16 protein-coding genes and 2 riboswitches are annotated in these 16,264 nt (G+C 37.0%); of the genes, 3 read left to right on the top strand and 13 right to left on the bottom strand.

Annotated features, from left to right (window positions below; translation table 11 throughout):
- Window positions 1-125: 125 nt before the first annotated feature.
- The gene (locus tag DS745_RS00275) at window positions 126-1,703 is read left to right on the top strand and encodes an alkaline phosphatase family protein (RefSeq protein ID WP_129076205.1); all 1,578 of its coding nucleotides are present in this window, start codon (window positions 126-128) and stop codon (window positions 1,701-1,703) included.
- A 34-nt stretch (window positions 1,704-1,737) separates the two neighbouring features.
- Here DS745_RS00275 and DS745_RS00270 read toward each other — a convergent pair whose 3' ends face one another.
- Window positions 1,738-2,625 (bottom strand): superoxide dismutase, encoded by an 888-nt coding sequence (locus tag DS745_RS00270; protein ID WP_129076204.1) that lies wholly within the window; start codon window positions 2,623-2,625, stop codon window positions 1,738-1,740.
- A gap of 159 nt (window positions 2,626-2,784) precedes the next feature.
- Between DS745_RS00270 and DS745_RS00265 the strand changes: the two genes are divergently transcribed.
- The gene (locus tag DS745_RS00265) at window positions 2,785-3,594 is read left to right on the top strand and encodes a DUF2935 domain-containing protein (protein WP_129076203.1); all 810 of its coding nucleotides are present in this window, start codon (window positions 2,785-2,787) and stop codon (window positions 3,592-3,594) included.
- Window positions 3,595-3,637: 43 nt separating this feature from the next.
- Here the strand turns inward: DS745_RS00265 and DS745_RS00260 are convergent, their stop codons facing one another.
- The 3 genes from DS745_RS00260 to DS745_RS00250 form a co-directional block, all read right to left on the bottom strand.
- Window positions 3,638-4,129, bottom strand: a complete 492-nt coding sequence (locus DS745_RS00260; RefSeq protein ID WP_129076202.1) for a DUF3907 family protein — start codon at window positions 4,127-4,129, stop codon at window positions 3,638-3,640.
- Window positions 4,130-4,265: 136 nt separating this feature from the next.
- Window positions 4,266-4,859, bottom strand: coding sequence for an SMC-Scp complex subunit ScpB (gene scpB, locus DS745_RS00255; RefSeq protein ID WP_129076201.1), 594 nt, complete (start codon window positions 4,857-4,859; stop codon window positions 4,266-4,268).
- Window positions 4,846-5,610 (bottom strand): segregation/condensation protein A, encoded by a 765-nt coding sequence (locus tag DS745_RS00250; RefSeq protein ID WP_129076200.1) that lies wholly within the window; start codon window positions 5,608-5,610, stop codon window positions 4,846-4,848. The genes scpB and DS745_RS00250 overlap by 14 nt, the downstream gene beginning before the upstream one ends.
- A gap of 173 nt (window positions 5,611-5,783) precedes the next feature.
- Here DS745_RS00250 and DS745_RS00245 point away from each other — a divergent pair, with 173 nt between their 5' ends.
- Entirely contained in the window at window positions 5,784-6,311 is a 528-nt protein-coding gene (locus DS745_RS00245; RefSeq protein ID WP_129076199.1) for a DUF309 domain-containing protein, read from the top strand.
- A 29-nt stretch (window positions 6,312-6,340) separates the two neighbouring features.
- Here the strand turns inward: DS745_RS00245 and ribH are convergent, their stop codons facing one another.
- From ribH to spoVAEA, 9 genes are all read right to left on the bottom strand, one after another.
- Complete coding sequence (gene ribH / locus DS745_RS00240; RefSeq protein ID WP_129076198.1) at window positions 6,341-6,808, bottom strand: 6,7-dimethyl-8-ribityllumazine synthase; 468 nt, start codon at window positions 6,806-6,808, stop codon at window positions 6,341-6,343.
- Window positions 6,809-6,863: 55 nt separating this feature from the next.
- Window positions 6,864-8,057, bottom strand: a complete 1,194-nt coding sequence (locus tag DS745_RS00235) for a bifunctional 3,4-dihydroxy-2-butanone-4-phosphate synthase/GTP cyclohydrolase II (protein ID WP_129076197.1) — start codon at window positions 8,055-8,057, stop codon at window positions 6,864-6,866.
- Window positions 8,058-8,313: 256 nt separating this feature from the next.
- Window positions 8,314-8,967 carry a riboflavin synthase gene (gene ribE, locus DS745_RS00230; RefSeq protein WP_129076196.1) on the bottom strand — a complete coding sequence of 218 codons (654 nt, stop codon included), beginning with the start codon at window positions 8,965-8,967 and terminating at the stop codon, window positions 8,314-8,316.
- Between the two features lies 1 nt (window position 8,968).
- Entirely contained in the window at window positions 8,969-10,057 is a 1,089-nt protein-coding gene (ribD, locus tag DS745_RS00225; RefSeq protein WP_129076195.1) for a bifunctional diaminohydroxyphosphoribosylaminopyrimidine deaminase/5-amino-6-(5-phosphoribosylamino)uracil reductase RibD, read from the bottom strand.
- Between the two features lie 409 nt (window positions 10,058-10,466).
- Window positions 10,467-10,613, bottom strand: a riboswitch (FMN riboswitch).
- Between the two features lie 112 nt (window positions 10,614-10,725).
- Window positions 10,726-11,160 (bottom strand): peptidylprolyl isomerase, encoded by a 435-nt coding sequence (locus tag DS745_RS00220; RefSeq protein WP_129076194.1) that lies wholly within the window; start codon window positions 11,158-11,160, stop codon window positions 10,726-10,728.
- A gap of 175 nt (window positions 11,161-11,335) precedes the next feature.
- Complete coding sequence (locus DS745_RS00215) at window positions 11,336-12,286, bottom strand: LysM peptidoglycan-binding domain-containing protein (RefSeq protein ID WP_129076193.1); 951 nt, start codon at window positions 12,284-12,286, stop codon at window positions 11,336-11,338.
- A gap of 175 nt (window positions 12,287-12,461) precedes the next feature.
- Window positions 12,462-13,784 carry a diaminopimelate decarboxylase gene (gene lysA / locus DS745_RS00210; RefSeq protein WP_129076192.1) on the bottom strand — a complete coding sequence of 441 codons (1,323 nt, stop codon included), beginning with the start codon at window positions 13,782-13,784 and terminating at the stop codon, window positions 12,462-12,464.
- A gap of 164 nt (window positions 13,785-13,948) precedes the next feature.
- Window positions 13,949-14,120, bottom strand: a riboswitch (Lysine riboswitch).
- Window positions 14,121-14,200: 80 nt separating this feature from the next.
- The gene (locus DS745_RS00205; protein WP_277750890.1) at window positions 14,201-15,700 is read right to left on the bottom strand and encodes a spore germination protein; all 1,500 of its coding nucleotides are present in this window, start codon (window positions 15,698-15,700) and stop codon (window positions 14,201-14,203) included.
- Window positions 15,701-15,702: 2 nt separating this feature from the next.
- Entirely contained in the window at window positions 15,703-16,263 is a 561-nt protein-coding gene (gene spoVAEA / locus DS745_RS00200) for a stage V sporulation protein SpoVABEA (RefSeq protein ID WP_129076191.1), read from the bottom strand.
- Window position 16,264 lies beyond the last annotated feature (1 nt).

Genomic DNA, 16,264 nt, shown 5'->3' with positions numbered 1-16,264 from the left:
AGATAGAACACTACTATCTGTCTTTCTTTTTGCCAAAAAATGAGTAAATACACAATAATTGTTTACACTAAAAACATCATTTCCCCTTTTGTATTTAGGAAATTTTTTTAAAAGGAGTTTTAATCATGAAGAAATTCTTCGCTTTGATATTCATATTTAGTTTGTTGTTGAGCGCATGTCAACAACCTCCCGAGAACAACGCATCCATCAAGGGGCTCGAGAAAGCGGATAAAGACCCTCAAAAAAAAGTTATCCTAGTTATGATTGATTCAATGACTGGTTCAGTTATTGATAAAACGAAGGAAAAAGGGTCAATTCCAGGTTTACAATTTTTGATGGAAAATGGCCAGTATTACAAAGATTTAGTCGCTCCGTTTCCGTCTATGTCTGTAGTAATTGAAAGCACGTTATTAACAGGAAAAATGGCAGACGAACATCGAATTCCAGGCCTCAACTGGTATAAGGTAGACGAAGACCGGTATATTGATTATGGTACTTCAATTGAAAAAACGTTAAAGCTCACACCAAAGCAGTCGTTCGAGGATTCATTGTATCATTTAAATAATACTCATCTTAACCCAAACATACCTACGATTCATGAGGAATTGCACGCAAAAGGTTTCACAACGGGATCTGTTAACTTTATTATGTATCGAGGACACAAATCACACCCTGTCTATATTCCACCTTATATTCAGGAGACACTGGATTTACCTGAATCAATGCAAACGAATGGACCAGATCTCTTGGCTTTTGGACAATTAGTTAAACCACAGGCATTGAAGGATAAAAAACTACCGGAGTCAATCTTTCGAAAATTAGGTTTAAATGATGAATACTCAGTTGAAGCTACTAAAGCATTAATAGAAGCTGGCGAACAACCTGACTTTTTAACGATATTCCTACCAGACTTCGACAGGGAGGCTCATGAGCATAGTATCCAATACCTAAAGGGCTTTGAACGAGCTGAAACATTCTTCCAAGAACTTCTAAACAGCTATGATAGCTGGGAACAAGCATTAGAGGAGAATATTTTTATTGTAATGGGTGACCATGGCCAAGATAAGTTGCTCGATAACGATGTCGAATTAACCATTGATTTAGAAGAACTTTATGAGGGAATGTCAATCGCACCCTTAGGTGAGAAAGTTAGTGATTATGAAATTGCTTTTGCAAATAATCACCGGATGTCCTATGTCTATGCGCCAAATAACCAAAATTCTTTAAGTGAATTAGCCGAGATTGCCATGATAGATGATCGCATCGCCATCGCAAGCTGGGTCGATGGGGAATGGATTCATGTTCTTTCTCCAAACTACAACTCTAGCTTCCGTTTTCGACCTGGTAATACGTATCGTGATAGGTATGATCAGGGGTGGGATATTGAAGGTGATGAAAGAATAGCCGCTATAAAAATTGAGAAAAATCAACTTAAATACGAGGAGTACCCTGATGTATTAAATCAATTACAGTCTGCATTATATAGTCATGATATCCCTACTCTCATTTTAGCAGCTAAGCCTAGCTATCAATTTTACTCTGAAGGGGCTCCAGTACATGAAGGTGGCGGGGAACACGGTGGTATACATGCCAATGATACATTGGCATCATTAATTATAGCTGGAACCGAAAAAAATCCTGAAAAGTTACGAATCGTTGATTTAAAAGCTTATATTCTTGGTTTGTTCGAAGCAAATGAATGAAGCAGAAAGAGGAAAGGGCAATGGCCCTTTCCTTTTAATATGTTTCCCATTTCACTTTTTGAGCTTTCTCAAACCGACTACTAACATGATCCCAATTGACAACATTCCACCAGTTATCTACATATAAATCCCGTTTATTTTTATATTGTAAGTAATAAGCGTGCTCCCAAACATCCAAAGGTAGAATTGGAATGACATCCCACTGACTTAAGTTTTGATGTTTTTCTGCTTGTAAGATCTCTAACCGGCCTGCTCTCGGTGCCCAAACTAAAATTGCCCAGCCAACAGCCTCAACTTTTTTAGCTGCATTTGAAAAGTGCTTTTTAAAGAGATCGAAGCTTCCAAAATCAAGATTTATTTGCTCTGCTAAGCTGCCTTTAGGTGTACCACCACCCTTTGGGCTCATCACATTCCAGAATATAGTGTGTAAGTAATGACCAGCCCCATGAAAAGCTGCTTCCCTTTCCCAGTGCTTTAATAAATCGAAATCATCATTTTTACGAGCTTTCTCCATCTCTTTTTCTGCTTTATTTAATCCATCGACATAGCTTTTGTGATGCTCAGCATGGTGTAGCCTCATAATCTCTTCATCAATATAAGGTTGAAGTGCGTTATAGGCATAAGGAAGTGGTGGTAACTTGTGCTGGCCAATCGGAACTCTTTTTGAGACCTCTTTCCTTTGCATTGCACAATTGTCATCTATTAGGTGTCTGTTAAGCTCTTGATAAAGTTCATTGGCTCTTTCAGATAACCGAGAGATTTCCTCACCAGGAATTGATACTGAGAGATCATGAACACTCAGTAAGCTATCCTCAAAATTTATTAACTTTTCTTGGATAGTGCTACCTCTTACATTGTCCTTTACTTGTCTTGCCCAATTCAATAACTCATCAATATATTGCTTTTTTAGGGTATAATCCATTTTTCTCCACCACCTAAAGAGTTTTTCACCTAGGCTTACTTTATGCTAGTTCCCTTTAATCGTGCCTATCCAAAGTAATTTCGTTACATGAATTTAACAACACATCATAGAATGTAAATTAGAGTAACAGTTAATGACCTTAAAAAGGGGGAAGTATATGTGAAAAGTTATAGCGAAGTAGCTTTATTTGAACATCAATTTTGGCTGCAAGTATTAGGGGACCATGGAAGATTTATTCTCGATGCACTTTCACCAAAAGAAACTGAAGAAATAACAAAAGCAGAAACTTTTATAGATGTATTTGACCATTTATTAGCAGAGTCAAGACAAGGGATAACAGAAGTTCATTTAAATCGGCTAAACAATCAAGCCCTTGAATACGCTAAGGCAATTCGGGAATTTAAGTTAGATATCATTAAGCAACATCTAGTTGGAGATATTTCAATTGACTTACCACCAACATTTCTCAATCATATGGTAAATGAGGTTGACGAATACTTACGCATTCTTCCCTTTCTAATCGCCGGCCAAGTCCCTCCCTTATCTCATCCCCTTCACCATCATTTAGTGTGGCTTTTGGATGCTGCAGGACATTCCGATGCGATTGTAGGGTCTTTAGATCTAGTTGAGAAACAACTTCGAGAAACAGGCGAAGCTTTTACGAAGAAGTTCGAGCATTTTTATATAAAAGCCGTTGAATTAGCTGGATATCTTAGGGCAAATGTAGATACCTTCCCTGCCCTGGTTAGGTTTAATAATCAAGTCGAGTTAGAAATAATTATTTTTAAAACATTTCTAGATGAATTGCAACATATGGAGATGCAAAATATTTCCCTAAGTACTTTTAGTGCTTTAATGGCAGATCATATGGCTAGAGAAGAATGTTATTATCTAACAAAACTAGCTGAAAGTACGCAAGAAGTGAAACAACCCGATTGCAATCCTACAAAACCACGTATTATAGATTAAACAATAAATAGAGGATGACGTAACTCGTCATCCTCTAAGTTATTTATTTTGTTTGTATTACTTTCGTTTGATAGTCCGTTTCATAATATTCAAGTTCCTCACGAATGGTTTGAAACGGTCCTTCTATACTTGCAACCATCTGCTTAAGTGATTCTGGTACTTCATTTGCGAACTTAATCGCATTTTTTCCAGTGTAAGCAGCGCGGCTATCTTCATACCAATTTTCTATTCTTGGATTAAAAAACTCTTCCACGCAGTTATGATAAATCCAAAACAGAGTTTTTTCTGCAGCTGCTTTTCTAAACGTATTGCCGCTTAGTATCACTTCACAAGAGTTTTTTCCCTCGTCACAGAAAACATTAATTCGTCTTAAAGAAACAAGTAGATCAGCATAGTAACCTTCTTTGTTCTCATCTTTCTCAGCTTTTAAATTGGTTACAGTTGTTTCATTAAGAAAATCACTAACTGTCTTACTAATTTTACTAAGCGTTTCATACGCTAATGTAATTTGTCCTTTTACAAGGCTATCACCCATAATGATCCCCCTAGATTTTCATTTTGGAGGAAAGATACAATGAACTTCCTCACAACTATTACGGTGTATACACTATTATACGATAAAATTGGTGCAAGCTGTGACGTTTTTGTAAAAGAATTTAACTTTTCTTTTACTATTTTTCGCCATTCTCCATTAATTCTTGTTGAAATCTTTCGAAAAATAGGTCTGCTTCTTCAATCTCAGCTTCTTTTTCTGGAAGCGGCGGAAGTTCTTGTATTGTTTTTAAGCCGAAATGGTCTAAGAACCCTTTTGTGGTTCCATAAAGAATTGCTCTACCAGTGCCTTCAGCCCTGCCAACTTCTTTAATTAAAAGCTTCGCTATTAATGTTTGCAAAGGCCGTTCTGATTTAACCCCTCTAATTTCTTCTATCTCAGCACGAGTAATTGGTTGCTTATAAGCTACAATTGCAAGGGTTTCCAAGGCTGCTTGTGATAAAGTCGCTGTACTTGGTGAATTGATAAGACGTTTAAAATAATGAGCATGTTCCTGTTTTGTAGTAAATTGATAAACTCCTGCTAACTGAACAATTTGAAGCCCCTTTGCTGGATGGTTATACTCTTCAATAAGTTCATTCATTATGTCCCTTACCCAAATTACCTCCATTTGTAAAACTTCAGCAATTTGCTTCTCATCAATCCCTTCTTCACCGGAAATAAAGAGAAGACCTTCTATAATTGCTTTCGTTTCTTGACTATCTGTCAACATGTTCACCCTCCCAACGACGAACAGAAATATCCGTAAAATTGGTTTCTTGAGTACAAATTATCTTTTTAGCCTTCATTAATTCTAGTATAGCTAAAAAGGTAACAATCAATTGTCCACGTTCTTCATACTCAAATAATTGAAAAAAGGAAGTTCTTCCGTCGTTCTGGTTAATTTTATCAATAATTTCTTCCATTCTTTTTTCTAACGGAAAATCTTCTCTTTGAATTCTCGTTTGTTTAGGAATTTTTAAAGACTTTCTTTTTAATAATTGATCAAATGCATCTAACATATCATATAAAGTGGCATTTAACTTTTGTGGCTCATTTTTGACTTCATCAAAATATGGAGTAAGGTCACTTGGCAACTTACTATAAATGAGACCTCGATCTTTCTCACGTTCTTTTAAGGTTTCTGCAGCTTCCTTATATCTACGATACTCAATTAAACGAGTAATTAATTCTTCCCTAGGATCATCTTCTTCTAAATACTCACTATTTTCATCAAAAAGTTCAACCTCTTGTTTTGGTAGCAGCATTTTACTTTTTATCGCAAGAAGGGTTGCTGCCATCACTAAATACTCACTAGCGACATCTAATTCTAGCCTTTGCATAGTATGGATATAATTCATATACTGATCGGTTATTTTTGCAACAGGGATATCATAAATATCTACTTCAGCTTTATTAATTAAATGTAGCAATAAATCCAACGGCCCTTCAAAGGCCTCTAATTTCACATTATATTGAGCCATCATTCCACCATTTTCTCATACTTTTCAAGAACAAATATGTTCTCAATCATTTGCTTCATTTATTATTAAGGGTATAAAATGTTATCAACCAATATGAAATTATATCATATTTTTTAAAAACGTAACTGTCTATTCTAACTGTTTTTTTTATAACTATTGAAAGGTGGAATTCTATGGCTCCTCGACCATTTATCGAATATTTAACCTACTTCCATACATTTCGCGATTATTTTGAATGTCATGAAGTGCTGGAGGAACATTGGAAGGAGGAAGGGCAACAGAATAAACTGTGGGTCGGTTATATTCAACTTGCTGTAGCAATGTACCACCACCGCAGAAATAATTTTCCAGGTGCAAAAAAACAATTAAGTCAAGCAGTTACCATCCTGGAGATGGAAAGAAAACAGAGCATTCAATTAGGTATAGACATTGAAGCACTGTTGGTAAAACTGAGAAAAAAACTTAGTCAGATTACCAATAAACAACCTTATACTCCGATAAATATCCCTATCAATAGCCAAGAACTTATAGAAAAATGTAGAGAAATATCCCAAGAAAAAGGATCAACTTGGGGTAAAGAAATTGGACTAATTAGTAGCGACATTATTCATAAACATAAATTAAGGGATCGCACGGAAATTATTGCCGAACGTGAATATCAGCTAAAGAAACGAATGAATGCTAAAAAGGAAGGGAATTGATTCGCTCAATCCCCTTCCTTATAATTCATTTATTCAAACGACTTAGTAAGATTAGCCATTTCAATGGCACCTGCTGCTGCTTCCCATCCTTTGTTTCCAGCTTTTGTACCAGCTCGTTCAATTGCTTGTTCAATTGTATCCGTTGTTAGAACTCCAAAGATTACTGGCACCTCATGTTGTAAGCTAATTGAAGCAACACCTTTTGCAACCTCACTACAAACATAATCAAAGTGCGGAGTAGATCCACGGATAACTGTTCCTAATGTAATGACAGCATCGTACTTTTTGGAACTAGCCATTTTTTTTGCGATTAACGGTATTTCAAAAGCTCCCGGAACCCAAGCAACGTCGATATCTGCTTCATTGACTCCATGGCGTTTTAATGCATCCTGTGCCCCACCTAATAATTTACTAGTGATAAACTCATTAAATCTTCCTACTACAATTCCAACTTTTAATCCTGTTCCAACTAAATGTCCTTCAAAAATATTACTCATGTGTGTATTCTCCTCCAACATTTTTTATATTTGTTCGAATAATTAATAAATCTTCTTAAAAGTGTAGCATATGACCTAGCTTTTGTTGTTTGGCCCGTAGGTATTTTTCATTATCGAGATTATGTGGCAATTGTAACGGAACTCTTTCAACTACCTCAAGCTCATAACCTTTTAATCCTTTTATCTTTCTTGGGTTGTTTGTTAATAGTTTCATTTGTCTAACGCCTAGATCACGTAAAATTTGGGCACCAATTCCATAATCACGGAGGTCAGGTGCAAAGCCTAGTTTCTCGTTAGCCTCCACCGTATCATAACCCTCTTCTTGAAGTTTATAGGCCTTCATTTTATTTAAAAGGCCAATGCCTCTACCTTCTTGACGCATATAGAGAAGAATTCCTTTTCCTTCTTTTTCAATTTGTGAAAGTGCAGAATGTAATTGTGGTCCACAGTCACAGCGAAATGACGCAAACACATCTCCTGTTAAACACTCTGAGTGGACTCGAACTAACACTGGTTCTTCAGGCGAAATATCACCTTTAACTAATGCAATGTTTTCTTTCCCATCAATAACATTTGAAAAACCTATTGCTTTAAACGTACCATATTCAGTCGGTAACGTAATTTCAACTTCACGTGTAACAAGCTTATCTTTACGATTTCGATATTGAATTAGATCCTTAATCGTAATCATTTTCAACTCATGTTCATCAGCGATTTTTCGCAGATCAGGAACTCTTGCCATTGTCCCATCCTCATTAATAATTTCACAGATGACACCAGCAGGCTTTGCCCCTGAGAGTCTTGCTAAATCTACAGCGGCCTCAGTATGACCAGCACGTCTTAAAACACCACCGTCTTTTGCTACAAGTGGGAAAATATGACCTGGTCGTTTAAAATCTGTTCCTTTTGCTTGTTCATCAATAAGAGCTAGAATTGTAGCTGAGCGTTCATGTGCAGATATTCCAGTCGTCGTTGTCTTGTAATCGACACTAATTGTAAACGCCGTACCATGTGGATCTGTGTTATGGTCAACCATCGGCATCAAATCTAACTGTTTCGCTCGTTCTTCAGTAATTGGTGTACAAACTAGGCCTCTACCATACTTGATCATAAAATTAATCACTTCAGGTGTAGCCTTCTCAGCTAATGCAACAAAATCTCCTTCATTTTCTCGGTCCTCATCATCGCAAACAATGACGATTCCCCCTTGCATTAACTCATAAATTGCTTCTTCAATTGGATCAAACATTTAATTCCCTCCTCTTTTTACTTCCCCTCAAAGCATTATCTTTATTTGGCTGTTTTCGCAAAGTTTGTTGCTTTCGTAAAAATCCCAAAAGCCGGATTTTTACACAAAATACTAAGAATTCACAACTAATTTAGGAAGTATTGCTCTTTTCTTACATAATTTATTGGACATTTTTTTGTGCGACGATTAACCGCAGGGAGCAAAGATTTTTTCTGCGACGAGTAACCGCAGGAGCAATGTTTACGAAAAGAGCCTTTTATTTAAAGCCATGTTCTTCTAGAAAACTGGCCGATAGAGATGACCCCTTTTTACCTGGTTTAAATCTTTGGTTAATAAATTGTTCAATATATTTTCCAACCATATCACATTCAATATTGACAATATCTCCTGAACCTTTAGAGCCAATAATCGTTTCTGAGAGTGTATGTGGAATAATTGAAATCGTAAATGTATCATCTGTTACAGCAAAAACAGTTAGACTTGTGCCATCAATAGCAATGGAACCTTTTAAGATAATGTATCTTCTAAGTTGTTCAGATATTTTTATTTCATAATAGACAGCATTATCCTGAGGTTGTTTTCTAACGATCTCGCCAATTCCATCTACATGCCCTGAAACAAAATGTCCTCCAAAGCGGCCACCTGCAGCCATGGCCCTTTCAAGATTTACCTTTGAACCTCGCTTTAGTTGTCTAAGGCTTGTATTCCTGACTGTTTCAGGCATTAAATCAACAGTAAATCTAGTTTTATCAAATGATGTTACTGTTAAGCAAACACCATTAACAGCAATACTATCTCCAAGATGAACATCCTCTAATACCTTCTTTGATGCAATGGTCATAACAATTGCATCCCCTGTTTGTTTTATTTGTTCAATTGTCCCAATTTCTTCAATAATTCCTGTAAACATATTATTCCCCCTTTGGAACAGAAACAATTTTTAAATCATCCCCTAGTTGCTTTACTTCCTTAATAGAAAGCTGTAAAACATCAGTCATGGAAGGATGACCAATTCCCGAAAATGAAGTAGGGGCATCTTTTCCACCAATCAACTTAGGAGCTATATACGTAATTACTTCATTAATGTAACGGGATCTCAAGAAACTATCGTTAACGCTACTACCACCCTCAACAAATAATGAAGTAACCCCCATTTTCCCTAGCAAAGTAAGTAATTCCTCGATCTTAATCCGCTGCTCATGAAGTGTAAGCACTTTCACATTCATTCTTTCTAGTTCTGACCGTTTTTCTGTTGATGCAAGATCCGTTGTAACAATCCAAGTCTCAGCAATTTTATCTGTAACCACATTGGCATTTAAAGGGGTGCGCAAGTAATGATCTAAAATAATTCGGATAGGGTTTTTTCCACCTACTGATCTTCTTGTCGTTAACGAAGGATTATCAGCTAAAACAGTTCCCACACCAACTAATATACCGTCATGTTCGTGACGTAATTGGTGTACGTCCTCCCTAGCGATTGGCCCAGTAATCCATTTACTCTCTCCAGTAGAAGTAGCAATCTTCCCGTCAAGGCTTGTTGCTGTCTTTAATGTTACAAAAGGTTTCTTAGTTTTAATGTGATGAAAGAAAACTTTGTTCAATTCCAGAGCAAGTGCTTCATGTACGCCTATTTCTACCTCAATGTTTGCTTTTTTAAGTTTTTCTACACCTTTGCCTGAAACTAAAGGATTAGGGTCAAGACATGCAATGACGACTCGCTTAATACCTCTCTCAATAATTAAATCTGCACATGGAGGTGTTCTCCCATGGTGACTACACGGTTCGAGCGTAACATAAATAGTACCTCCTTTTGCACGACTTCCTGCCATAGTAAGAGCATGGACCTCGGCATGTTCAGTACCCGCTTTTAAATGTGCACCCATACCGACGATTTCACCATTGTTGACGACCACTGATCCAACAACTGGATTAGGAGAGGTTTGGCCCAATGTATTTCGTGCTAGGTCTAGGGCAAGACTCATATAGGATAGATCATTCATTTCATTCAAATCCTTTTAGAATATAATAAGGCTGTTTTCGCAAAGTTTGTTGCTTTCGTAAAAATCCCAAAAGCCGGATTTTTACACAAAATACTAAGAATTAACAACTAATTTAGTTAGTATTGCTCTTTTCTTACATAATTTATTGGCTGATATCTTCATCAAGGGTATTTTTCCGATTATTGTAGGGTAAAAAGCAACATTTTTTTTGTGCGACGAGTAACCGCAGGAGCAATGTTTACGAAAAGAGCCTATAATAAAAACCCCCAAAAGATACAATAATCCTAAGGGGGTTAAAAAGCATAATCAAATAAACAGGTATTTATCTATTTTTTTTAAGACTACGAATCCACTCTTTAAAGCAGAGCCATAGGTAAAAAAATATAGACTACACCCATTGCTTATTTCATTAATCCTTCTCCCATCCAGACTATACTGTCGGCTTTGGTTTTTCACCAAATCCACCGCTTTACATAATGTAAACCGGGTCACGGGCTTAGTAGCTCTAGGCTTCATCACCGCCGGTTGGGAATTTCACCCTGCCCCGAAGGATACTATTCATTTGTTTTGTTTATTATATCACAAAAAGAAGCATTCTTGTCTAGTAGAAAGTCTTTTCAGTATAAAAAAGAACCTAATGAAATATTCATTAAGTTCTTGATCTTAAATTATTCTTCCCAAACTTTAACTTCGCTCATAACATCGTTAGGACGAATACGGTCAACAACATCCATGCCTTCGATTACTCGACCAAACACAGTATGTACACCATCTAAGTGTGGTTGTGCTTCAAACAAAATGAAGAATTGACTTCCACCAGTGTTGCGACCAGCATGTGCCATTGAAAGATATCCACGTCCATGTTTATGAGGATTTCCTTCTGTTTCACATTTGATTGTATAACCTGGGCCACCAGTTCCATTTCCTGTTGGACAACCACCTTGAGCAACAAAACCAGGAATAACACGATGGAATGTTAGGCCGTTATAAAAGCCCTCATTTGCTAACTTTTCAAAATTTTCTACTGTCCCAGGTGCTTCTTCTGGAAAAAACTCAATGACAATCTTCTCTCCATTTTCAAAAGCAATACTACCCTTTTTCATATATGTATCCTCCTTTAAAAAATAATAATTAAGCTACTCTATGTAAAAAGTAACGTTTAATCCAATTTATTTTACTACACTTATTGATTAAATTACAAATGAGACTGTTGTTTGAACAGAACACCTAAAAAAGATGCTCCTTTTTTTGAAAGGAACATCTCTTCAATGGGACTTCTTAGGATACTCGTAATACTTGCCCTACATGAATGACACTTGACTGCAAGTTGTTTAACGCCATTAAACGATCCACAGTAACATTATGATTTGTGGCGATTCTCCAAAGAGAGTCACCTGATTTAACGACATATGTTTGAGTATTCTGAGGTTGCGAAACTAGCAAGGATTGCCCAATATGAATAACGGAATTCGAGAGAGTATTCCAGGTCATTAGTTGATCAATAGTTACGTCATATTGTCGGCTAATTGACCAAAGTGTATCTCCACTACGAACAGTATGAATAGTGGTATTAGTCGGCTGTACTTGAGTTGTTACAACTGTTCTTTCTGTCACAAATAGTCTTTGACCAATCTGAATAACATCGCTTGTTAGGTTATTCCATTGTCTAATTTGTGTTACAGTAACCCCAAAATCTCTCGCAATTACTGAGAGGCTATCTCCTGATCGTACAGTATACACGCCATCTTGGGCTTGCCTAGCGATAGTAACCTGTTGTTCTGGAATCACTCTTCTAGCAGTTACAAAACGCGAATTCCAATAAGAAGAAAACGGATCAGTTATTGAAACACCAATACTAGATGATGCATGGATCATTTGTCCTGGTTGTATGTATACACCTAGATGATTTATTTGACCATCAAAATTTGTATCGTAGAATACTAGATCGCCTTTTTGTAACTGTGTACGACTCACTGCCACACCCACTCTAGCTTGGTCACGACTTACTCTTGGTAGGATTATTCCGTTTTCAGCGAAAATTTGTGCAGAAAACGATGAACAATCAAATCGTGTCGTATCCCCAACCGCTGCTCCAAACTGATAAGGTGCCCCAAGGTATTTCATCCCAGTTTGGATAACTGAATCTTGAACAGTAGTAGTTGAACTAGCTAATGCAGAACCCATAGGAATCATTAGAAATGCCATAATACAAGTAAATAGTTTTTTCATGCTGTACCTCCATCTCGTTGTTCTTATCTATCATAACGAAATGAAGGGAACAGTTTCATTAGGAGATTAATAGAGTAATAGCCAATTATTACCCCTCTTATTATATTGATATAACTACAAGAGAACATAATAAAAGGATAACACAACTAACTTATGTTATCCTCAACTAAAAATACTATTTCGACAAACCTTTACCACTTAGCTGTAGGTCCAATTGGACAATATCTTTATATGTCTCTCTTTTTACAACTAGAGTAGGATCACCGTTCTCTACGAAAACAACTGCCGGTCTCGGTATCCGATTATAGTTATTTGACATTGAATATCCGTACGCACCAGTACAAGAAACTGCCAACAAATCACCATGTTTCGCAAACGGTAAAGCGATATCCCAAATTAACATATCCCCACTTTCACAACACTTTCCTGCAATTGAGTATGTTTCTTGGCTGCTTTCGTTACTACGATTAGCAATCATCGCCTCGTACTTAGCTTGATAAAGCGCTGGTCGAAGGTTATCTGTCATCCCACCATCAACTGATAAGTAGTGCCGTACTTCAGGTATTTCTTTTTCTGAGCCAATTGTATATAGTGTCGTGCCAGCATCACCAACGAGGGAACGGCCCGGTTCAATCCAAATTTCGGGAATATCAATACCTAACTTAGCTGATTGTTCTTCTACTGCATCAATTGTTGCATCGATATATTGTGAAACCGGAAGTGGTGTATCACCTTCTATATAACGAATACCAAAACCCCCACCTAAGTTTACTACCTTTGGAACGTAGTTCAACTTAGTTTTCCATTCAGCTAAGTAAGAAAATATCTTTTCGACTGCCATCGTAAAACCCGTTGTTTCAAAGATTTGAGATCCGATATGACAATGTAAACCAAGCATTTCAAACGCGTCATCATCACTAACCCTGACAATTGCTTCTTCAGCTTGCCCACTAATTAAGTCGAAACCAAATTTAGAGTCTTCTTGCCCTGTTGAAATATAGTCATGAGTATGTGCCTCAACACCTGGAGTAATTCTCAGTAATACGGAAACTGTTTTTTGATACTTTTTGGCGGCTTCTCGTAAGAGTTCAATCTCATAAAAATTATCAACGACAAAGCAACCAATCCCTGCTTCAACGGCCATTTCAATTTCAAAAACACTCTTATTATTGCCGTGAAAATGAATTTTTTCTACTGGAAATCCTGCTACTAAAGCTGTGTGTAACTCGCCACCAGAAACGACATCTAAACTTAGATCTAGTTCCTTAGCTAACTGAACCATTGCCACACAACTAAAAGCTTTACTTGCATATGCAACTTGCGCTTTAATTCCACGTTTTTTAAAAGCCTGTAAAAAGCTGTTTGCTCTTTCCCTAATTAAAGCTACATCATAGACATATAATGGGGTACCAAACTGTTCTCTTAATTGAACAGTATCAACTCCACCTATTTCTAAATGTCCTAAGTCATTACTTCTACTCGTGCCATGTTTGTACATTCACTAAACTCCTCTCATATGTGAATGTTGAATTTAAAATATAATTGAACCTTAAATTCAAAATTCGATTTCTTTATTTCCAAGTTAGCATATCTTATACATACAAAAAGGCGGAAATGTAAGTTACATTTTCCGCCTTATATAAGCATATACGTAACCTCAAAATTAAAAGTAGTCCTCCACTGCTACACAGTGACAGTTCGTTATTTATTCAACAACGACCCAGCAAGAATATGGGGGAACACATTCTCACTTCGGCAAATTGACCTTTCTAACTGCTTCAACACTTCCCAAGCTCCACAGTTTACTCATTCGTTTTGCGCCTCTACCCCATTAAACAATGAGGAATTATTAAATTATCATAATAAAATTAATTACGTTATACTTTAACACAAAACTCACGCAATCGCAATATGTTAGTTCGCGGATTGTTTATGAGGGTTTTGAGGGTTAACAATTTGTGGTCTTTTCCTTTTTAATGGCACAGCAAGCCTGAATACAATATCTGCTAGAGCTCGTGGGTAGAAAGGAATAAATGGCCACATATATGGTGTATTCATCGGTTTTATTGAAACCATGAATAGTAATAGAACTGTACAACCAATCATAAAGCCTGGTACTTTAAAGAGAAATACAGCTAATAGTAAAGCTATTCGGGACAACTTAAGCGCAATCCCTAACTCATAACTCGGTGTAGCAAACGTTCCAATGGCTCCTAAGGCAACATAGAGAATTACTTCAGGGATAAATAGACCAACATTTATGGCTATCTCACCTATTAGCAGAGCGGCAACTAAACCAAGCGCTGTCGCAAGAGGTGATGGGGTATGAATGGCCGCCATCCTCAGAAGTTCTATCCCCACTTCAGCAATTACAATTTGCGCAAATACGGGTACATTCGTTGTTTCATCGGGTCCAATAAACTCTAAAGCTTGTGGTAATAGAGCAGGCTCCATAACCATTAATAACCATAAAGGTAAGATTAGTAGGGCAAAAATCATCCCAAAATAACGGACCCATCGTAAAAACGTACCTACTATTGGCGCTTGACGGAATTCCTCCGCGTGCTGAACGTGGTGGAAAAATGTTGTTGGTAAGATAATTACACTAGGAGAAGTATCAACATAGACAACTACATGCCCCTCAAGGAGATGGCTAGCAGTTACATCGGGTCTTTCTGTATAACGAACTAATGGAAAGGGATTTAGGCCTTGTTTTACAATGAATTCCTCAACAACTTTATCTGCCATAGATATCCCATCTATATCAATGGCCTCTAATTCTTTTTTTACTTGATCAACATAGGTATGATCAGCGACATCCTTTATGTACGCAACACAAATATCTGTTTTGGAACGAGTCCCGACCTGAAGAATTTCATGCCGTAAGCGTTCATCTTTAATTCTTCGTCTTGTTAATGCTGTATTTACAATTAAATTTTCTGTAAAGCCGTCTCTTGCCCCACGAACAACCCGCTCAGTATCAGGTTCATCTGGACCTCTCCCTGGATAACTCCTCACATCTACAAGGATTGCCTCTGACTCATCTTCCATTAAGATAATAATTAGTCCTGCTAACAATTGGTCAGATGCTTCATCTAATGTCTTTACCTTCTGAACTTGCACATGAGATAAACTGTTTTCTATTTTATCTTTGAGTCGAGTCTTCTGTTTTTCTTCGGCATTTAAAAACATGAGATCTTTTAGCATCATAATGACAAACTGGCTATCAACTAATCCATTTAGAAAGTAAATTTGTATATCCCTTTCTAAAACTGTCATTTTTCTTACACCAATATCAAACGTAGTCCCGATGCCTAATCTTTCTTTTAAGTATTTTTCATTTTCGACCAGTTTAACAGATACAGCTTGCTTTGTTTTTTCTACTTTATTTTCTTCAACGATTTCATTAGACACTGTTACTCGCTCCTTTCTAAAATTAATTCAACAGCTTTTTTAGTTATTGGCGCTCCTTTCTCCACTTCATCTTTCCCTGCCATCTTCCCAATATCCCCAATACCTACAATAAAAGGAATCGATAACTGGTCTAGAATGTAGACTGTGTCACCATTAATTCTTCCTAACTCAATATCTGGCAGACCATATTTATCAACCCCATATTCAGTCAAATGGCCATTACGATCAATACTTACGTCCACCCTTGTCCATTCACTGTGATGAGTTCTCGAGGCTACAGCAATTGCACCAATAATATTTAAATCATTATGCGTTGCCACATAGCGCATCGCTTCTTCTCCTGGACCTTCCTCTGTAAAACCACAATCATCGAACATAACTAAAATGGGATCATGAGGCGTTTTTTTTATTAACTTAACAAGTTCTTCACCTGATAATCGACTAGGATTTCCCCATGAACTTGAAATGCAACGACCGCCAATTTCCTTTGCAACAACTTCAACGGCTTGTTTGGCAGACTCGTCACCATCGGTAATTAATATGACTCTTTTTTTAGGTTCCATG

It is taken from the genome of Anaerobacillus alkaliphilus (genome assembly GCF_004116265.1).
Lineage (GTDB): Bacteria > Bacillota > Bacilli > Bacillales > Anaerobacillaceae > Anaerobacillus > Anaerobacillus alkaliphilus.
This window is presented reverse-complemented; position numbering and strand designations above follow the sequence as displayed.